Source organism: Streptomyces viridifaciens, assembly GCF_001888885.2.
Lineage (GTDB): Bacteria > Actinomycetota > Actinomycetes > Streptomycetales > Streptomycetaceae > Kitasatospora > Kitasatospora aureofaciens.
On sequence record NZ_CP090841.1, the window covers coordinates 7,449,897 to 7,467,487 of the forward strand.

Sequence of the window (17,591 nt, forward strand, 5' to 3'; positions counted from 1 at the left end):
CGAGGGGGAGCCGTGTCGCCGCACCATGGGGCCATGGATGACACGACGTTGATTTCCTCCTTCCTGCGCGACGGCTTCGTGAAGCTGGAGGGCGCCGTCGCGCCGCGTGTGGCCGCGGACTGCGCACGGTTGCTGTGGCGGGAGACCGGCTGCGACCCGGACGACCCGTCGACGTGGACGCAGCCCGTGCACTGGGTGGCCGGCATGGCGCAGGGACCGTTCGCCGCCGCACCCAACTCGCCCTCGCTGCACCGCGCGTACGACCTGCTGGTCGGCGGGGGGCGCTGGGAGCCGCGCTACTCGCTGGGCTCGTTCCCGCTGCGCTTCCCGCACCAGGAGGAGCCGGACGACGCGGGCTGGCACATCGAGGGCAGCTACCTGCCGGAGGGCGAGAACTGGTACTTCACGAACCTGCGCTCCAAGGGCCGGGCGCTGTTGATGCTGTTCCTGTTCAGCGAGGTCGGGGAGGACGACGCTCCGACCCGGATCCGGGTCGGTTCACACCTGGACGTGCCGAAGGTCCTGGCACAGTACGGCGAGGAGGGGGCGAGCGGGCTGACCCTCGCGCCCGATCTGGTGGCGGCGTCCGAGCACCGGCCGATCGCGCTCGCCACCGGTTCCCCGGGTGACGTCTTCCTGTGCCATCCGTTCCTGGTGCACGCGGCCCAGCCGCATCACGGGCTGCGGCCGCGTTTCATGGCCCAGCCGCCGCTGATGACGGCCGAGCCGTACGAGCTGGAACGGGCCGACGGCGCGTACTCGCCCGTGGAGACCGCGATCCGCCAGGGCCTGGGCCGGGACACCCCGGGCCACGCTTCCTGACGGACCGAGGGCCGTCCCGCCGAGCCCCGTCCGCGCGGCCGCCCCCGGCAGGTGCAGCCGGTCCACCGGATCAGGGAGTGCGACCCTCGGGGCCGGCGGATCACAGGCCGCACGCGGGTTGCCGGTTACCGGGACACGCTCCTAGCGGTTCACCGCCCGCATCCCGTCCTCGTCGTAGCGCTCGCCCGCCGCCTCGGGCAACTCGGCCTCGATGCGCGCCAGTTCCTCGTCCGTCAGCTCGACGTCGACCGCGCCCGCGTTCTGCTCCAGGTAGGTCCGGCGCTTGGTGCCGGGGATCGGCACGAGGTCCTCGCCGCGGGCCAGTACCCAGGCGATCGCCAGTTGGGCCGGCGTGACGTCCTTCTCCGCGGCGATCTGCTTCACCTTCTGCGCGAGCCGGAGGTTGGCCGCCAGATTGGCCTCGGTGAAGCGCGGGTTGCCGCGGCGGAAGTCGTCCTGGTCCAGTTCGTCCGGGGAGCTGAAGCGGCCCGCGAGGAAGCCTCGGCCGAGGGGGGAGTACGCCACGAAGCCGATTCCGAGCTCCCGGCACGCGGGGAGCACCTCGGCCTCCACGTCCCGGGTCCAGAGCGAGTACTCGCTCTGGACGGCGGTGACCGGGTGGACGGCGTGGGCGCGGCGGATGGTCTCGGCACTCGCCTCGCTCAGCCCGATGTACCGCACCTTGCCCTCGGCGACCAGTTCGCCGAGCGCGCCGACGGTCTCCTCGATGGGCACGGCCGGGTCGACCCGGTGCTGGTAGTAGAGGTCGATGCGGTCGGTGCCGAGCCGCGCGAGCGACCCGTGGACGGAACTGCGGACGTGCTCGGCGGAGCCGTCCTGGCGGCCCACCGTCGACATGTCGCCCGGCACCGCGCCGTCCATCCGGTAGTTGAACTTCGTGGCGATCACGTACTCGTCACGGTGTCCCCGGACGGCCTCGCCGACCAGGGACTCGTTGGTGAGCGGTCCGTAGACCTGCGCCGTGTCGAGGAAGGTGATGCCCAGTTCCAGGGCGCGCCGGATGGTCGCGACGCCCTCGTCCTGGTCGGCCGTGCCGTAGAAGGCGGACATCCCCATGCAGCCGAGGCCGATGGCCGACACCTGGAGGTCCCGCAGACTGCGCTGTTGCATGTGACGTGCCAGCCTTTCCCGTTCGTCCTTCCCGCGGCCCGACGCTCTTGCGACGCCCCGCTCCGGGCGCACCGGCCGGGCCGCGTGCCCTGGGAGAGGACCATACGGGGCCCGCGCCGTCCGACGGCGGACCGGCACGGCCGCAGACAGGTCCCCGGCGGGGCGCCCCGGCGACGGACGCTCGGCGTCCGCATCCGCGCGCCGATTCGGAGGCATGTTTCCCGCCGATCGGGTCATCAGCATGAGCGTCCCCAGTAGACGGACCAAGGAGATGACAGACCCATGGGTGCCCTTCTGCTCGTACTGCTGCTCGCCGTCGTGCTCTTCGGTCTCGGCTTCGCGGTGAAGGTGTTGTGGTGGGTGGCGCTGTTCGTCCTGGCGGTGTGGCTCCTGGGCTTCGTGGTCCGCACCGTTGACGATGCCGGCGGCCGACGCCGCTGGTACCGGTGGTGAGCACCGGAATCGGCGCAGCGGCGGCCCCGGGTGCGGTGACACCCGGGGCCGCGGCTCGACGCGTCGCCCGGGCGGCACGCGTTCCCCCTGTCCGCGCACTCCGTCCGAAACGGGTGGTCCATGAGCGTGCTCGACGGACTCGACGACTACCAGCGGCGGCACCGCTGGGCGGGTCTCACGATCGCGGTGGTGTACAAGTTCATCGACGATCAGGGCACCTACATGGCCGCCCTGATCACCTATTACGGGTTCCTGTCCCTGTTCCCCATGCTGCTGCTCCTCGTCGCCGTGCTGGGATTCGCGCTGCACGGCGACGCCCAGTTGCAGCAGCAGGTGCTGCATTCCGCCCTCAGTCAGTTCCCGGTGATCGGCGACCAGATCGAGCACAACATCCGGTCGTTCCAGGGCAGCGGCTTCGCGCTCGCCGTCGGCATCGCCGGCAGCCTCTACGGCGCGCTGGGCGTGGCGCAGGCGCTCCAGAACGCCTTCAACACGGTGTGGGCCGTCCCGCAGCACAGCCGCCCGAACGCGCTGACCGCCCGGCTGCGCGGACTCGCCCTGTTGGGAGTCCTCGCCGTCGCGGTCATGGCCTCCACGGTCCTGGCCGCCCTCACCGCCACCGCACACGGCTGGCCCGCCTGGATCGACCGGTGCGTACGGATCGCCGCCGTCCCGCTGTCGGTCGCCGTCGGTACCGCCCTGCTGCTGGCCGGCTTCAAGCTCCTGACCAACAGCCGGCTCCGGGTGCGCCTGCTGTGGCCCGAAGCCCTGGCGGCTTCGCTGACCTGGCAGGCGCTGCTGCTGGTCGGTACCTACTACGTGGGGCACGAACTGCGCGGGGCGACGGCCACGTACGGGCTGTTCGGCATGGTGCTCGGCCTGATGGCGTGGATCTACCTCGGCGCGCTCACGCTCGTCGTCTGCGCGGAGAGCGCGGCAGTGCGAACCCGGGGGCTGTGGCCCCGGGGCATCACGGCGCCCTTCGCCGATCACGCCCCGCTGACCCGGGCGGATCGGCGGGCCTACACCTCCTACGCCACCGCCGCCGCCTACAAGCCCGACGAGGAGATCCGCGTGGACTTCCCCCCACCCGGAGCGCAGCGAGGCGACGGCGGCCGTCCTCCCTCTCCGGCGGACAGCTGAACCACCGCTGAACCACCGCGTCGCCCCTCATGACGCGTCGGGCCCGACCGCCGACGCGCGTTGCCGACGTGCCGACGTGCCGCCGGGCGAGCCCGGCAATCCCCACCCGCTACCCGCACGACCAGAAGGACCGCTTCGCATGAGGAAAGCCCTGAACGATCTCGACGCCCGGCTGTTCGTCAGGGTGGCGTCCCGCCGCCTGCGCGGCACCGACCCGTGGCTTTCCCGCCTGACCCGCGCCGCCGATCACGGCAAGCTGTGGATGACCGGCGCGGCGCTGCTGGGCGCCACCGGCAATCGGACCGCCCGGCGGGCCGCCCTGCGTGGAGCCGGTTCCCTCCTGCTCGCCTCCGCTCTCGCCAACGTCGCCGCCAAGGGCCTCACCCGCCGGCCCCGCCCCGCCCTCGACCCCGTGCCCGTCGTACGGCGGCTGCTCAAACAGCCCGCCACCAGTTCCTTCCCCTCCGGGCACTCCGCCTCGGCTGCGGCCTTCGCCACCGCCCTCGCCATCGAATCGCCGCTGCTGGGCGCCATCGCCGCTCCCGTGGCCGCCGCGGTGATGGCCTCGCGCGTCTACGTGGGTGTCCACTATCCCGGCGACGTCCTGGCCGGGGCCGCTCTGGGGGCGGGGACGGCAGCGCTCACCCTGCGCTGGTGGCCGCGTCGCAGCGACCACCCGGCCAGCACGGCCGCTCCCGTGGTCAAGGCGCCCGCCCTGCCCACCGGTGAGGGCCTGTACCTCGTCGTCAACGGCGCTTCGGGCTCCGGAGCCCTCACGGGGGCCGACAGCGCGGAGCGGTCCGTCGAGGAACTGCGCCGGGAACTCCCCGACGCCCACATCCGGCTGTGCGCGGACGGCGACGACCTGGCCGCGCTGCTGGACCAGGCCGCGGCACTCGCCGTCACGTCGGACGGGGCGCTGGGCATCTGCGGCGGCGACGGCAGCGTCAACCTGGCCGCGGCCGTCGCCGCCCGGGAAGGCCTGCCACTGGCGGTGTTCCCCGGCGGCACCCTGAACCACTTCGCCGTCGACCTGGGCACTCACACCCTGCGCGCCACCGCCGACGCGGTCAAGGCCGGCAGTGCCTGCGCCGTCGACGTCGCACTGGCCACCGGCGACCACGGCGACCGGCAGCTGTTCCTCAACACCTTCAGCATCGGGATCTACCCCGAACTCGTCCGAGTCCGCGAACGTCTGGAGAGGCGCCTGGGCAAGTGGCCCGCCCTCGCCGTCGCTCTCGTCCGCGTCCTGGCCGGCGCCGAGCCCGTACGCCTGACCGTCTCCGGTGTCCCGCGGACCCTGTGGATGCTCTTCGCCGGCAACGGCACCTACGACCCACCCGGCTTCGCGCCCACCCACCGCACCTCACTGGACGGCGGCCGGCTCGACATCCGCGCCGTCGACGGCAGCCACCCCTTCGCCCGCACCCGCCTCCTGCTCGCCTTCCTCACCGGTACCCTCGCCACCTCCCGCGTCTACCGCGAGGCGCGCCTGGCCGCCCTCGACCTCAGCGATCTGCACGAGGTCCGGAACCTCGCCGTCGACGGCGAGGCCTTCCCCGCCCCCGACCGGCTGCGCCTGTCCAAGGTCACCGCCGCTCTGACCGTCTACCGGCCCGAACGTCCCGCCATCCCCTGAGCGCCTCTCCGCGGTGCCACCGCGGGAGGAGCTCCCCGCGCCCCGCCGGCCCGGCGGCGGCCGGCGCCCCGGCTCGGCGCTCGGGCGGACCGCCGGCGACGGCCACCGGCTGGACGCTACTGGGCACCGGAAACGGCACCGTCAAGGCGGTCCGCGCCCGTCGGGCGGCCCTGGGACAGTCCGTCACCCTGCTGTCCGTCGACCTGATCCGGTGAGCGCGGGCCGGCAGGTTCCGGCACGGCGGGAGCCGGGTGGTGCTGCCCGTCGCCGGGTGTCCGCAGCAGGGTGGCGAGGAGTTCGGCGACGGTGGGGCCGGCGTCGGCGGGATGGCGTAGCTGCTTGCCCGCGAGGACGCTGTAGTGGTTGGTGCGGCCGCGGCGTTCGTGGCTGAGGTATCCGGCCTGTTCGAGGTCGGTGATGATGCGCTGGACGGCGCGTTCCGTGAGCAGGCAGCGGGTGGCGATGTCGCGCACCCGGATGCCGGGGTCGCGGGCTATCTGGACGAGGACCCGGGCGTGGTTGGTCAGGAAGGTCCACTGCCGCTCGGCCGCCGTTGCGTCGTTCATGTATCCACGATAAGACTCCTGTTTCATGACCGCTGAAACATGACAATGGATTCGTGCATTGGTTGACATGTCTGGCGGATCGGCGAACAGTGAAGGTAACGCGGATCGTCATGGCGATCCGTGCGGCGGCTCTCGTACGGAGATGGTGGACGTGGATCCGATGAGCAGGGAAGGGCTGGAGCGGCTCAGGCTCCTGCTGGCCGAGCGGGTCGGGTCGCCATGCGAACACGGCGAGGAGGCGGCGCGGGTGGAGCCGCTGCGTCGGCAGGTGTATCACGCGGTGACCGGCATAGACGCCTACCTCAGCGCGGTCGAGGCGGGCAGCTCCACGGTGGTGGGACTGCGTGAGCGGGCCCAGGACCTGTGGGCGGACCTGGAGCGCATCGCACTGCCGTGTTCGCGAGCCCCGGACACCGGCGGCAGCCGGCGCCCCACCACCTGCTGCCAGGAGCCGCAGTGACCTTGCTCCCCTTCCTCTGCCTTCTCGCAGCCGTTCTGCTCCTGCTGCTCTTCGCACGGCGCTTCCGCGATGACCGGCGTCGCTTCGGCAACGGCGTCCTCCTGGGCCTGTGCACCGTCCTGGTGTTCGCCGGCTCCTTCCTGGTGCTCGACCGCTTCCACCGCCCGGTGGCCCAGGCGGTGGCGGGCGCCACCGGCGTCGCGGCCGTGGCGGGCGCGACGGCCGTCGCCGGAGCCCTGATGGCCAACGGCATCCGGATGGTCCGCGCCGAAGGCGGTCGCCCGGCCAACCTCCTGTCCCCACTGGCGGGCCTCGCGGTCCTGGCCGCACTCGCGCTCGCGGTCGTCGCCGCACGCACCGAGCACGGGCCGCTGCGCGCCGCGGCAACCGCTGCCCTGCTGGTGGCCGGCTACGTGGGGTTCCTCTTCCTCTGTTTCGTCGGTTACGCCGTGCTCTACCAACGGGTCACGGCACGCCGCCCGGTCGACTTCGTGGTCGTCCTCGGCGCCGGACTGGCGGACGGATCCACCGTCCCGCCGCTCCTGGCCTCGCGACTCCAGAAGGCCCTGACCCTGTACCGGCGCCAGGCGGCGCAAGGACGGCCCCCGACCCTGGTAGTCTCCGGCGGCAAGGGCTCGGACGAGCGCGTATCCGAGGCCGAGGCGATGGCCGACTACCTCATGGCGCGGGGCGTCCCCGGCACGCACATCCTCCAGGAGAGCGCCTCGACGAACACCGGGGAGAACGTAGCGTTCAGCCGGGAGCTGATGGAGCGGATCCGCCCGGGCTACCGCTGCGCCATCGTGACCAACGACTTCCACTCGCTGCGAGCGGCCATCCTCGCGCGCCGGGCCGGGGTCCCGGGCGAGGCACACGGCGCGCCGACCGCGGCCTACTACCGGCCCAGCGCGACCCTGCGGGAGTTCGTGGCTGTCCTGGCGGCCTACCCGCTGACGAATCTGGCGGTGTGCGCGGTGCTGGCCGCGGCCGGGGTCCGGGCGGGCCGGTCCGGCTGAGCCGGAGGGGCCGGGCCGCCGGGGGCTCGGCGACGCCCGCGCCCGTGCGCGGCACCGTCGGCGATGCCGGCCTCCGTGGGCGGACGGGTACCGGCACCTCGGCGTCGCGGGCCCCACCCCACCCCCGGACCCTCCCTGGTGTTCACACACGGCCGGCGTCGGCCCCGCGCCGCTCCCGGGCGGTACGTCCGGGTCGCGGTCCGGTGGCCGACGCCGTTCGGTCGCCGCGGCCCGGCCGCGGGGCGGTGTGCCCCGGGTGCGTTACGGGCGCGGGACCGTGCCGTCCGATTCAGGTGGTGGTGGCGGTGACCCTGGGGTCGTTGGCGTAGACGGGGTTGTCGTCACGCTCGTACTGGGACAGGGCGAGTCCCATGCAGAAGAACGTGGGCGCCCATTCGCCCACGAAGATGCCCCAGCGGTCGGCACGCTCCACGCCGGCGGCCTCGGCCTTGACGGAGACCATCCAGGAGACGAAGGACAGTCCGATGGAGGCCAGGCCGGCCATGTAGGCGTGCTCGGATTTCACTCCGGCCTTGTGCAGCTTCTCCATGATCATGAGAACGACTCTCCGCTCTGAAGGGGTGTGCACAGCTGTCCGGGCGACTGCCCGGATGCGGGCGCCCTACACGGGATCGGCGCGAGGTTCGGGCACGGTCTCCTCGATCGGCGGAATCGGCCGTCGGGGGGCGAAGTCACCGAAGAGGCCACTTCACGGCGCGGGGTGCGTCGCGCCGGCTACTGCCGGGTGGGGCCGGCGGCGGCCTCAGGCCGCCTGCTGGGAGGCGGCGGCCGTGGGGTGGAGATCGGCGAGGGTCAGGCGGTGGGCGGGTTCCTGCGGGAGGACGATCCGGCGGGTGACCGCCCGGTCGGGCCCGACGTGCAGGAGTTCACCGGGCTCCATCAGCAGCCAGTGCGGGTTGTCGTCCATGCGTTCGCTGGCGACCACCGTCGCCGGGGTCCGGGCGAGGTCGCCGGAGTGGACGCGCATGCGTCCGGCGGCGCCGGCGTGGTCCAGCTGGCGGTTGCCGTGGTGCCCGCCGGGCCGGCGTTCGAGGACGTGTAGTTCGTGGGTGTCCGGGTACCGCAGCGCCCAGAGCTGGTCGCTCGTGGCGAGGACGATGTTGAGGGCGTAGAGGGGCAGGTGGCGGGCCGTCCAGCGGGCGGCGGCCACGATTCCGGCAGTGACGTCCCCACCGTGTGCGGTGGTTTCCCGGGTGACCAGGGCGAAGAAGCGTTCGGAGTCGGTGTCGCCCTTGACGAGTGACCGGTCCGCGCCCAGGTGGGCGTCGAGCCGGTCCAGGTCTTCGATCACCCCGTTGTGGGCGAACAGTCGGCCGTTCATTTCGAAGGGATGGGTGTTGGACTCCCGCAGGGCTCCGGTGGAGGCGTAGCGGATGTGGGCCAGGAACGTCGCCGACTCCACCGTCGCCGCGTCCTCGGCGAAGGCGCGGTCCTGGAACGCGGCGACGGGGGCCTTGTGCACCTGTGGCGTCCCGTCGGCGGTGAAGTAGCCGAGCCCGGTTCCGTCGGGCTCCCGGCGGCTCTGGTCGCTCAGGTTGTCGGGGGCGTCCAGCAGCCAGAACGTCGCGCGGCTGCGCCGGGGCGCGCTGCTCATGCCGAACAAGCGGCACATGGGGTCCTGCCTCTCCTGGGAGTGCGGGGGTGTCAGTGCCGTCCGGGCCGCTTGGGGTTCTTGGTCTCGGCTCCGTGAGCGAAGCCGCCCGCGTCGTCGGCGCTGCGTTGCGGCCCGCTCTGGTGCTCCAGGCGTTCGAGTACGCGTTTGAGGTCGGCGAGCAGCAGGTCGGCGAGGTCGTGGCTGAAGCCGTTGCGGACCACGATCCGTAGGACCGCCAGGTCGGTGCGGTTCTCGGGGAAGGTGTAGGCGGGCACCAGCCAGCCGCGTTCGCGTAGCGCGGCGGAGACGTCGAAGACGCTGAAGGCGTCGATGCCCTGGCGGATCCGGAAGGCGAAGACGGGGGTCTGGCTGCCGTCGGTGATCAGCTCGAACGGTCCGAGTCCGGCGATCTCGCCCGCCAGTCGGGTGGCGACGTCGCGGCAGGTCTGCTGCACCCGCCGGTAACCGTCGAAGCCCAGGCGCAGGAAGTTGTAGTACTGGGCGACGACCTGGGCGCCGGGGCGGGAGAAGTTGAGCGCGAACGTGGGCATGTCGCCGCCCAGGTAGTTCACATGGAAGACCAGGTCGTCGGGCAGGGCCTGCTCGTCGCGCCACAGCGCCCACCCGACCCCGGGCATGACCAGGCCGAACTTGTGGCCGGAGGTGTTGATGGAGGCCACCCGCGGCAGCCTGAAGTCCCAGACCAGGTCGGGGTCGAGGAACGGGGCGATCATCGCTCCGGAGGCGCCGTCGACGTGGATCGGGATGTCCAGGCCGGTGCGTTCCTGCAAGTCGTCCAGCGCGGCGGCGAGTTCGGCCACCGGTTCGTAGCTGCCGTCGAAGGTGGAGCCCAGCACCGCGACGACGCCGATGGTGTTCTCGTCGCACAGCTCGACCGCGGCCTCGGGGGAGAGGTGGTAGCGCTCGCCTTCCATGGGGACGTAGCGGGCCTCCACGTCGAAGTAGTCGGCGAACTTCTCCCAGCAGATCTGCACGTTGATGCCCATGACCAGGTTCGGCTTCGCCGTCGTGCCGTCCGCTGCGAGGCGGTGCTGCCAGCGGCGCTTGAGCGCGAGTCCGCCGAGCATCGCCGCCTCGCTGGAACCCGTGGTCGAGCAGCCCACCGCCCGGTGGGCGTCGGGGGCGTTCCACAGCCGGGCGAGCATGTGCACGCAGCGCGTCTCCAGCTCGGCCGTCTGCGGGTACTCGTCCTTGTCGATCATGTTCTTCTCGGCGCACTCGCCCATCAGACGCAGCGCCTGCGGCTCGGTCCAGGTCGACACGAACGTCGCCAGGTTCAGCCGCGCGTTGCCGTCCAGCATGAGTTCGTCGTGCACCAGCTGGTAGGCGGTCTCCGGCTCCATCTCGCTCTTCGGGAGGGCGTACCGGGGGACTTTTACGGGCTCACGGCTGAAGACCGGGTTCAGTTCCAGGTCGCGGCTGATGTGGTGGTGCTCCTGGGCTCGCTTGAGCGGCATTCTCGGCGTCCTTTCGTTTCGTCGGGGACCGCTGCTCGACCGCGCGGCCGGGGGTCGTACGTCGGCCCGGGCCCTGCTGCCCCGGCCGCAGCACGGGGTGGGTCACCCCTGGTGTTCCAGGGTGTCGGCGAGTTCCTGCTTGGTCATGCTCGAGCGTCCGGAGATCTCCGCCTCCTGGGCCTGCCGGTACAGCTCGTCCTTGGTCGGCTCGCCACCCCGGCGGCGCTCGGCCGCTTCCCGTTCGGCCTCGGCCAGTGCCTCCTCGCGCCGCTCGCGGAACTTCCCGCCCAGCTCGTGCAACTGCTTGCTGTCCACCGCCTCCCGCAGCGCGGGCAGGACCTCGGACTCCTCGGTCTCGACGTGGTGCCGGACGGCCTCGACGAGCTCGGTGACCAGGGAGTCGAACTTCTCGGAGCCCGGATCGGTGGCCTGCAGCCGCCTGATCAGTCCTTCCGCCTGCTCGTGCTCGTCCTCGCTGTGCGCCACCTGGTCCTTCTCACCGGGTGCCCGCTTCGCGACGACGGGGTACACCCGCTCCTCCTCGGCCCGCGAGTGCGCGACCAGCAGCGCGCCGACCCGGTCGAGCACCGCGACCCGGTCCGCACCGCCCGCCTGCAAGCGATCGAACAGCTTCTCGACCTCGCGGTGGTCCGCGGTGATCAGCTCGATGACGTCCTTCGGCATGGCTCTCCCAACGTTCGGTTGCGGTCAGGTGCACCGCGTACCCCCGAAAACCCGGCGGCACGCTGTTGCCACCGTCCGAGCTTGCCGTCCCGTGCGGAGGAATCCGGTCGCGCAACGCGGGAGTCCCGCCGCGATGTGCGTCGGAGCCCGGCCCGACGGCTCACCGTCGAGGAACTCCCACCCGGTGTGCTTGAGCACGTCGCCGCCGCTCCGCCCGCTCGAGGCCTGCCGCGCGACCACCAGCGCCCGTGGCCCGGCGGTGCGTGGCCGCGGAGGAGTGGGCGGGGGCTGGGCGGGTAGCAGACGGGTCCCTGTCGGGCTCCCGGGTGGCGGTCGGAGCGGGCGGGGCGCGAGGCAGCGGGACGGAGAAGGGGGGCGACATGCTGGGTCAGTCACATGCGATCAGCGGGGCACTGCTCTACGCGGCCACCGCGCCGTTCCTGCCGGAGGCCCTGTTGGGCGCGCAGCCGCGGCCGAGCGAGGTCCTGGTCGGCACGCTGCTCTGTGCCGGGGCCGCGCTGCTGCCGGACCTCGACCACCACGACGCGACGCCCGCGCACCTGCTGGGTCCGCTGTCGAGGGGGTTGTGCCGTGTGGTGGGCCGACTGTGCGGGGGCCACCGCCATGCGACGCACTCGCTGCTGTTCGTGGCGCTCACCAGCTGGGGCACCTGGATGGGCGTCACCCGCCTCGGCGGCGGCTTCACCCTCGGTCTCACCTTCGTCCTCTTCGCTCTCGCGGCGCGTGCCCTGCACCTGCACCCGCCGGGGCGCGGGCTGACGGCATGGGTGACCTCCGTCGGTCTGGCCGGTGTCGGGACGGCGACGGTGGCTGCCTGGTTCACCGGCATCGCCGTCTGGCTGCCCTACACGGTCTGCCTGGGGACGCTGAGCCACCTGCTCGGCGACTGCCTGACCCGCCGGGGCGCGCCCCTGTTCTGGCCCTGCCGCAGGCGCTTCGAGCTCGTGCTGATCCGGCGGACCGGGGGGAAGCTGGAGACCCGGTTCTTCGTGCCCGTGATGACCGTCGCCACGTTCGCGGCCCTGTGGTTCTCGGCCTTCGCCCCGCGCCTGGCCACGGGTTGAGCTCAGCCACCGATGTGGGCGGCCCGTCAGCCAATGGCATGATGGCCGTGATCACTCGGGGGTGTCATGGCGCTGTTCTCGCCGAAGTGCCCGGTCGGGCCGGACGAACGGGCTTGGATCGAGGAGTCGATGGCCTGGCTGGCGGCCGAATTCGGCCGTGCCGTGCTGGACCGCGCGCCGGTGCTGCCGACCGGGGAGTACTTCCCGGGGCCGTTCCGGGGCTCCGAGGAGGACATCCGGGGCGTGATCGCCCAGATCTGCGGGTACCTGGACGTGGCGCCCAACCGGCTGACGATCGAGATCCAGCCGGACGACGGCGAGGACGCCATGGTCGCGGACCTCCGGCTCGCCAGGCGGTCCCGCTACGCCGCCGGGCACTACCGGCGCGAGAACGGGCGGCCGGTGATCGCCGTCGACCAGCGCCAGGCCGCCCGTCCGGTCGCCCTGGTCGCCACCGTCGCCCACGAGCTGGGGCACGTCCGCCTCCTCGACGAGCAGCGCATCCCCGCCGACCGGCACGACCACGAGCCGCTCACCGACCTGCTGACGGTCCACTTCGGACTCGGCATCTTCACCGCCAACTCCGCCTTCAACTACAGCCAGGACAAACATGGTTGGTCGTACACGCGGCTCGGCTACCTGAGCGAGCGGATGTTCGGCTACGCCCTGGCCTGCTACGCCCACCGGCGCGGCGAGGCCAAGCCCGCCTGGGCCCGCCATCTGACCACCAACCCGCGGGCGTACCTCAAACAGGGCCTGCGCTACCTGGACCGGAACCCGCCGAGTGCGTGACGGGGCGGGACGGCGGCCGCTCAGAACCCGGTGAGGGTCGTCTTCCCGATCGTGGTGCCCGACTCCTGGAGCCGGTGCGCCGCACGGAGGTTGGCGGCGTTGACGGGCCCGAGGTCGCGGATGGCGGTGGTGCGGAGCACGCCGGCGTCCACCAGGTGTGCCACCCGGGTGAGGATCCGGTGCTGCCCGGCCCGGTCCGGGGTCGCGAAGCGGGAGCGGGTGAACATCGACTCCCAGTGGAACGCGATGCTCTTCGGCTTGAGCAGCCCCATCGGCAGGGTGTCGACGTCGTCGATGGCGACGATCCGGCCGAAGGGGTTGAGCAGTTCGGCGTAGACGGGGAGGTTGCGCTGCGTCCCGACCGTACTGAAGACGTGGTCGAGGCCTCCGGGGGCGAGTTCGGCGAGCTGCGGGGCGAGGGGCTCGGTGTGGTCGACCACGTGGTCGACGCCCATGCGGCGGGCGAACGCGGCGGTCCGGGGGCGGGAGGCGGTGCCGATCACGGTGAGTCCGGTCAGGGCGCGCGCCAGCTGGGCGACCATCGCGCCGACCCCGCCCGCGGCCGCCGTCACCAGCAGGGTGCCGGTCTGCTCCGGTGCGCCGGTGCGCAGCCCGAGCCGGTCGAACAGGCCCTCCCAGGCGGTGAGCGAGGTCAGCGGCATCGCCGCCGCCTCGGTGAAGGAGAGCGAGGCGGGCTTGCGGCCGACCAGGCTCTCGTCGACGGCGTGGTAGCGGGAGTTGGCGCCGGGGCGGTCGACGGCCCCGGCGTAGTAGACCTCCTCCCCGACCCGGAAGAGCTCCACGTCGGCGCCGACGGCGACGACGGTGCCGGCCGCGTCCCAGCCCAGCACCTTGGGCGTGCCGCCCGGGTCGGTGCCGCGCCGGACCTTGCAGTCGATCGGGTTGACGGCCACGGCCTCGACCCGGACCAGCAGGTCCCGCGGGCCGGGCTCGGGGACCGGCAGCTCGACGTCCACCAGGCTCTCGGGGTCGTCGATCGGCAGGCTCCGGCGGTAGGCGACGGCGGGCATCGTGGCGCCGCGGGTCTCGTGGGTCATGGCGACCAGCCTAATCCACTAACCGTTCTGACGCTCCGTATTGGTTGAGGGGCTGACGCCTGTCCAACAGCCCGCGTTCGACGGCGACGACCACCGCGTGGGCGCCGGCCCGGCTCGTGGTGAAGCGGGGTCAGCTCTGCTGCGGCCGCGGGCCGGTGTAGCCGGCGCGGGCGCGCATGCGCAGGGGCTCCTCGCGGTACTCCTCCACGGCGTGGGCCAGCCAGCCCGGGGTGCGGGCGACGGCGAAGACCACCTCGCCGGCCTCGGCCGGCAGGCCGGCGGCCAGGGCCATGGCGGCCAGGGCCAGGTCGACGTTGGCCCGCAGGGCCGGTCGTCCGGCGGGGCCCGCCGCCGCCTCGACCTCGGCGACCGCCCTCACCACGACTGCGCCGCCGTCGAGCCGGGCGACGGCGTCGAGCAGGGCGACCGCCCGGGGGTCGCCGTCCGGGTAGAGGCGATGGCCGAGGCCGGGGATCGCCCTGCCGGTGCGCAGGTAGTCGGAGACCACGGGGACGGCGCCGTCGGCCAGCACCTCGGCGAGCATCCGGTGGGCCAGCGGGCTGGCCGCGCCGTGCAGCGGGCCGTCGGTGGCGCCGAGGCCGGCCGAGACCACCGCGTACGGATGGGCCCGGGCCGAGGCCGCGACCCGGGCCGCCACCGTGGACACCGCCAGCTCGTGGTCGAGGAGCAACACCAGGGCGCGGTCCAGGCAGGCCAGTGCCTCGGGCGTGGGGGCGGCGGTGGCGAGGCGGCTCCACAGCCGCGCCGCGAGCGTGGCGTCGGGCCCGGGATCGGGTGCGGTGCGGGGCAGGGCCTCGACCATTCCGGCGATCAGGGCGGCGCCGGCCGCCAGCACCGTCTGTTCGCGCAGGTCGAAGCGGAGCGGGTCGAGCGCGGCGGCGACGGTGGCCGAGATCCGCAGCCGGTCGGGCAGCCGGATCCCGGCGGGCAGCGCGGCGGCGGCCCGGGTGAGGGCTTCGGCGGTGGCGGGCGGCACCCGCAGGGAGACGGGGGCGTCGGTGCCCAGGCCCCAGAGCCAGGCAACGGCGGCCTCGAAGCCGTGCTCGGCGGCGAGTTGGACGGCATCCCGGCCGCGGTAGTGGAGCCGGCCGTTCTCGATCAGGGTCAGGCCGGTCCGCACCGTGACAGGCCCGCCGGGCCAGGCCGCGGTGGTCCACGGGTCGGCGGCGGAGCGTCCGGCGGCCGGGGGTTCGCCGGCGGAGGCCTGGCCCGGTGGGCGCAGCGGAGCCCGGCGGCCGCGGGCGGCCAGTTCGGCCACCTCGCGGGCGTCGAAGGTGCTGCCCTTGCCGCCCGGGGCCCGCTCGCTGCTGAGCTGGCCGCGGCTGGCGTAGGCGTACACCGTCTCCACCTTGACCCCGAGCTGCTCGGCGACCTGCTGGGTGGTCAAGCGTTCGGCCATGGTCTGCCCTCGTCCTCGTCCCGCGACTTGATGGTGATCGATCGATCCACAGTATTCCACATTGATTTCAATCAACATTGACAACATGGATCAATGATCGGAGAGTACAGAACGTCAACGGGTACGAACACCCCCAGGAGGGCTGCCGCCATGTCGAACACCCCGAGCACCACCGAGATCGAGGTCCCGCGCGGACTCAAGGGCGTCGTGGTCACCGAGACCGAACTCAGTGACGTCCGCGGGCTGGAGGGCTTCTACCACTACCGCCAGTACTCGGCGATCGACCTCGCCGAGCAGCGCACCCTGGAGGACGTCTGGCACCTGATGCTGCTCGGCGAACTCCCCGACCCGGCCCGCCGCGCCGCCTTCCTGGCCCGTACCGCACCGCTGCGCCGACTGCCCGACGCGCTGCGCCCGCTGCTGCCCGCACTCGCGGCGAGCACCGCGCACGGCGGCCCGCTGACCGCCCTGGGTGCCGCGCTCTCGATCGCCGCCGCCGACCGCGGCATCCGGCCGCTCTACGACACCGCCCCCGAACAGCGCGTCGAGGACGCCCTGTTCGCCACCGCGCTGGTGCCCACCGTGCTCACCGCGCTGCACCGGCTGCAGAACGCTCAGCAGCCGATAGAGCCGCGCGAGGACCTCGGCTACGCCGCCAACTACCTCTACATGCTGACCGGGGAGGAACCCGAGCCGGCCAAGGCCAGGGCGATCGAGCAGTACCTGATCTCCACCGTGGACCACGGCTTCAACGCCTCCACCTTCACCGCCCGGGTGATCGCCTCCACCGGCGCCGACCTGGTGGCCTGCCTGGTCGGCGGGCTCGGCGCGCTCTCCGGCCCGCTGCACGGCGGCGCCCCCAGCCGGGCACTGGACACCCTGGACGCGATCGGCACCCCCGAGCGGATCGACGGCTGGATCAGGGAGCGCGTGCTGGCCGGCGACCGGATCATGGGCTTCGGCCACGCCGTCTACCGCACCGAGGACCCGCGCTCCCGGATGCTGCGCGGGGTCGCGCAGTCCTTCGGCGGCGAGCTGGTCGACCTCGCCGTCCAGGTCGAGGCCCAGGTCGAGGCGATCCTGGCGGAGCTGAAGCCGGGGCGCGAACTCCACACCAACGTCGAGTTCTACGCCGGCGTGGTGATGCACCTGTGCGGCCTGCCCCGGGAGATGTTCACCCCCACCTTCGCCGCGGGCCGGGCGATCGGCTGGAGCGCCAACATCCTGGAACAGGCCGCCGACTCCAAGATCATCCGCCCGTCGGCCCGCTACACCGGTCCGGCCGCCCCGGCGCCGCTGCCGACGGTCTGAGCGGCCTGCCCGCGCAGCACCCGCGGTGGCCACCGGACAACTGCCCCGGGGACGCGGCGGTCGGCGTCCTCCCGCGGGCCGGCGCAGTGCGCGTCAGGAGGCCTCCTCAGCGGCGCCGTTGAGGCGGTAGGTCTTGGAGGTGTCGACCCCGCGGGCCGCGAGCGAAGGTCGCGGTGACGTCCAGCGGGCGAGGCGGCGTGACGGCGGCACGGTGAGGGTGGCGAAATTGGTCCAGACCTAAATGGTCCAGACCTATTGACCGACGCTGCCCGCCCTCCTACGATCCGGTCCGGCACAGCCCCACATGTCCCCACCTCACCCACAGCCGGGCGGCACGCCCCCACGCGCCGGTCATTCCCATGGCGCCCGGCGGGAAGGGAGCTCAGCATGTCCGGTCGGAGGTCGCGCGCGCCGCGCGCGTCGTCGGGTGGTTTCCACCGCAGTCCGGATCCCGGTCGCCCCGAACAGGGCGCGAGTGTCCTGATGCGCTCCCTCGCCGGGTTGAGCGCCGCCGCCGTCATCGGTGCCGGAATCGCCGCGGTCGGCTCGGTCACCGCCGGGGCCGCCACCACCAACCTGGTGTCCAACCCCGGCTTCGAGAACGGACTCTCCGGCTGGACGTGTTCCGGCGGCTCCGGCGCGGCCGTCGGCAGCCCGGTCCACTCCGGTGCCTCCGCGCTCCGGGCCACGCCGAGCGGCCAGGACGACGCCCAGTGCGGCCAGACCGTCAGCGTGCAGCCCAACTCGCAGTACACGCTGAGCGCCTACGTCCAGGGCAGCTACGTCTACCTGGGCGCCACCGGCACCGGCGCCGGCAGCGAACCGTCCACCTGGACGCCGGGCAACTCCTTGTACGGCCAGCTCAGCGTCGGCTTCACCACCGGCCCCACCACCACCTCGGTGACGGTCTACCTGCAC

The 17,591-nt window shown here is 72.9% G+C and carries 17 protein-coding genes and 1 pseudogene; 10 read left to right on the top strand and 8 right to left on the bottom strand.

Annotated features, from left to right (window positions below):
• Window positions 1-33: 33 nt before the first annotated feature.
• A complete protein-coding gene (locus tag BOQ63_RS40575) occupies window positions 34-822 on the top strand; it encodes a phytanoyl-CoA dioxygenase family protein (RefSeq protein WP_072655978.1) in 789 nt (262 codons plus the stop codon).
• Window positions 823-963: 141 nt separating this feature from the next.
• Here BOQ63_RS40575 and BOQ63_RS40580 read toward each other — a convergent pair whose 3' ends face one another.
• Entirely contained in the window at window positions 964-1,953 is a 990-nt protein-coding gene (locus tag BOQ63_RS40580) for an aldo/keto reductase (RefSeq protein WP_030279175.1), read from the bottom strand.
• Window positions 1,954-2,235: 282 nt separating this feature from the next.
• Between BOQ63_RS40580 and BOQ63_RS40585 the strand changes: the two genes are divergently transcribed.
• From BOQ63_RS40585 to BOQ63_RS40595, 3 genes are all read left to right on the top strand, one after another.
• On the top strand, window positions 2,236-2,406 hold the full coding sequence (locus BOQ63_RS40585) for a hypothetical protein (RefSeq protein ID WP_030279177.1): 171 nt from the start codon (window positions 2,236-2,238) through the stop codon (window positions 2,404-2,406).
• Window positions 2,407-2,526: 120 nt separating this feature from the next.
• A complete protein-coding gene (locus BOQ63_RS40590; RefSeq protein WP_046385404.1) occupies window positions 2,527-3,549 on the top strand; it encodes a YihY/virulence factor BrkB family protein in 1,023 nt (340 codons plus the stop codon).
• Window positions 3,550-3,688: 139 nt separating this feature from the next.
• Window positions 3,689-5,188 (top strand): bifunctional phosphatase PAP2/diacylglycerol kinase family protein, encoded by a 1,500-nt coding sequence (locus BOQ63_RS40595; protein WP_072655979.1) that lies wholly within the window; start codon window positions 3,689-3,691, stop codon window positions 5,186-5,188.
• Between the two features lie 116 nt (window positions 5,189-5,304).
• Here the strand turns inward: BOQ63_RS40595 and BOQ63_RS40600 are convergent, their stop codons facing one another.
• On the bottom strand, window positions 5,305-5,754 hold the full coding sequence (locus tag BOQ63_RS40600) for a helix-turn-helix transcriptional regulator (RefSeq protein ID WP_078867059.1): 450 nt from the start codon (window positions 5,752-5,754) through the stop codon (window positions 5,305-5,307).
• Between the two features lie 160 nt (window positions 5,755-5,914).
• Here BOQ63_RS40600 and BOQ63_RS40605 point away from each other — a divergent pair, with 160 nt between their 5' ends.
• On the top strand, window positions 5,915-6,214 hold the full coding sequence (locus tag BOQ63_RS40605) for a hypothetical protein (RefSeq protein WP_141763641.1): 300 nt from the start codon (window positions 5,915-5,917) through the stop codon (window positions 6,212-6,214).
• Window positions 6,211-7,230, top strand: a complete 1,020-nt coding sequence (locus BOQ63_RS40610; protein ID WP_232790734.1) for a YdcF family protein — start codon at window positions 6,211-6,213, stop codon at window positions 7,228-7,230. Before BOQ63_RS40605 ends, BOQ63_RS40610 begins: the two co-directional genes overlap by 4 nt.
• 289 nt (window positions 7,231-7,519) lie before the next feature.
• Here BOQ63_RS40610 and BOQ63_RS40615 read toward each other — a convergent pair whose 3' ends face one another.
• The 4 genes from BOQ63_RS40615 to BOQ63_RS40630 all read right to left on the bottom strand — a co-directional run bounded on the left by BOQ63_RS40615 (window position 7,520) and on the right by BOQ63_RS40630 (window position 11,007).
• A complete protein-coding gene (locus BOQ63_RS40615) occupies window positions 7,520-7,786 on the bottom strand; it encodes a hypothetical protein (protein WP_030279188.1) in 267 nt (88 codons plus the stop codon).
• 207 nt (window positions 7,787-7,993) lie between these two features.
• Entirely contained in the window at window positions 7,994-8,863 is an 870-nt protein-coding gene (locus tag BOQ63_RS40620) for a class II glutamine amidotransferase (RefSeq protein WP_030279190.1), read from the bottom strand.
• 32 nt (window positions 8,864-8,895) lie between these two features.
• Window positions 8,896-10,323, bottom strand: coding sequence for a glutamate decarboxylase (gene gad / locus BOQ63_RS40625; RefSeq protein ID WP_030550316.1), 1,428 nt, complete (start codon window positions 10,321-10,323; stop codon window positions 8,896-8,898).
• A 102-nt stretch (window positions 10,324-10,425) separates the two neighbouring features.
• The gene (locus tag BOQ63_RS40630; protein ID WP_030550318.1) at window positions 10,426-11,007 is read right to left on the bottom strand and encodes a hemerythrin domain-containing protein; all 582 of its coding nucleotides are present in this window, start codon (window positions 11,005-11,007) and stop codon (window positions 10,426-10,428) included.
• A 380-nt stretch (window positions 11,008-11,387) separates the two neighbouring features.
• Between BOQ63_RS40630 and BOQ63_RS40635 the strand changes: the two genes are divergently transcribed.
• Together BOQ63_RS40635 and BOQ63_RS40640 are read left to right on the top strand one after the other, a co-directional pair.
• Window positions 11,388-12,092: a metal-dependent hydrolase gene (locus BOQ63_RS40635; RefSeq protein ID WP_030279197.1), complete on the top strand. Its 705-nt coding sequence runs from the start codon at window positions 11,388-11,390 to the stop codon at window positions 12,090-12,092.
• A gap of 66 nt (window positions 12,093-12,158) precedes the next feature.
• Window positions 12,159-12,884, top strand: coding sequence for a hypothetical protein (locus tag BOQ63_RS40640; RefSeq protein ID WP_072655980.1), 726 nt, complete (start codon window positions 12,159-12,161; stop codon window positions 12,882-12,884).
• Window positions 12,885-12,904: 20 nt separating this feature from the next.
• Here the strand turns inward: BOQ63_RS40640 and BOQ63_RS40645 are convergent, their stop codons facing one another.
• Together BOQ63_RS40645 and BOQ63_RS40650 are read right to left on the bottom strand one after the other, a co-directional pair.
• Complete coding sequence (locus BOQ63_RS40645) at window positions 12,905-13,942, bottom strand: zinc-binding alcohol dehydrogenase family protein (protein ID WP_043480361.1); 1,038 nt, start codon at window positions 13,940-13,942, stop codon at window positions 12,905-12,907.
• Window positions 13,943-14,072: 130 nt separating this feature from the next.
• A complete protein-coding gene (locus tag BOQ63_RS40650) occupies window positions 14,073-15,362 on the bottom strand; it encodes a citrate synthase (RefSeq protein ID WP_030550322.1) in 1,290 nt (429 codons plus the stop codon).
• A 150-nt stretch (window positions 15,363-15,512) separates the two neighbouring features.
• Here BOQ63_RS40650 and BOQ63_RS40655 point away from each other — a divergent pair, with 150 nt between their 5' ends.
• On the top strand, window positions 15,513-16,673 hold the full coding sequence (locus BOQ63_RS40655; RefSeq protein ID WP_072655981.1) for a citrate synthase/methylcitrate synthase: 1,161 nt from the start codon (window positions 15,513-15,515) through the stop codon (window positions 16,671-16,673).
• 483 nt (window positions 16,674-17,156) lie between these two features.
• Window positions 17,157-17,585: pseudogene (locus tag BOQ63_RS40660) on the top strand (carbohydrate binding domain-containing protein); the annotation flags it as partial.
• Window positions 17,586-17,591: the final 6 nt, after the last annotated feature.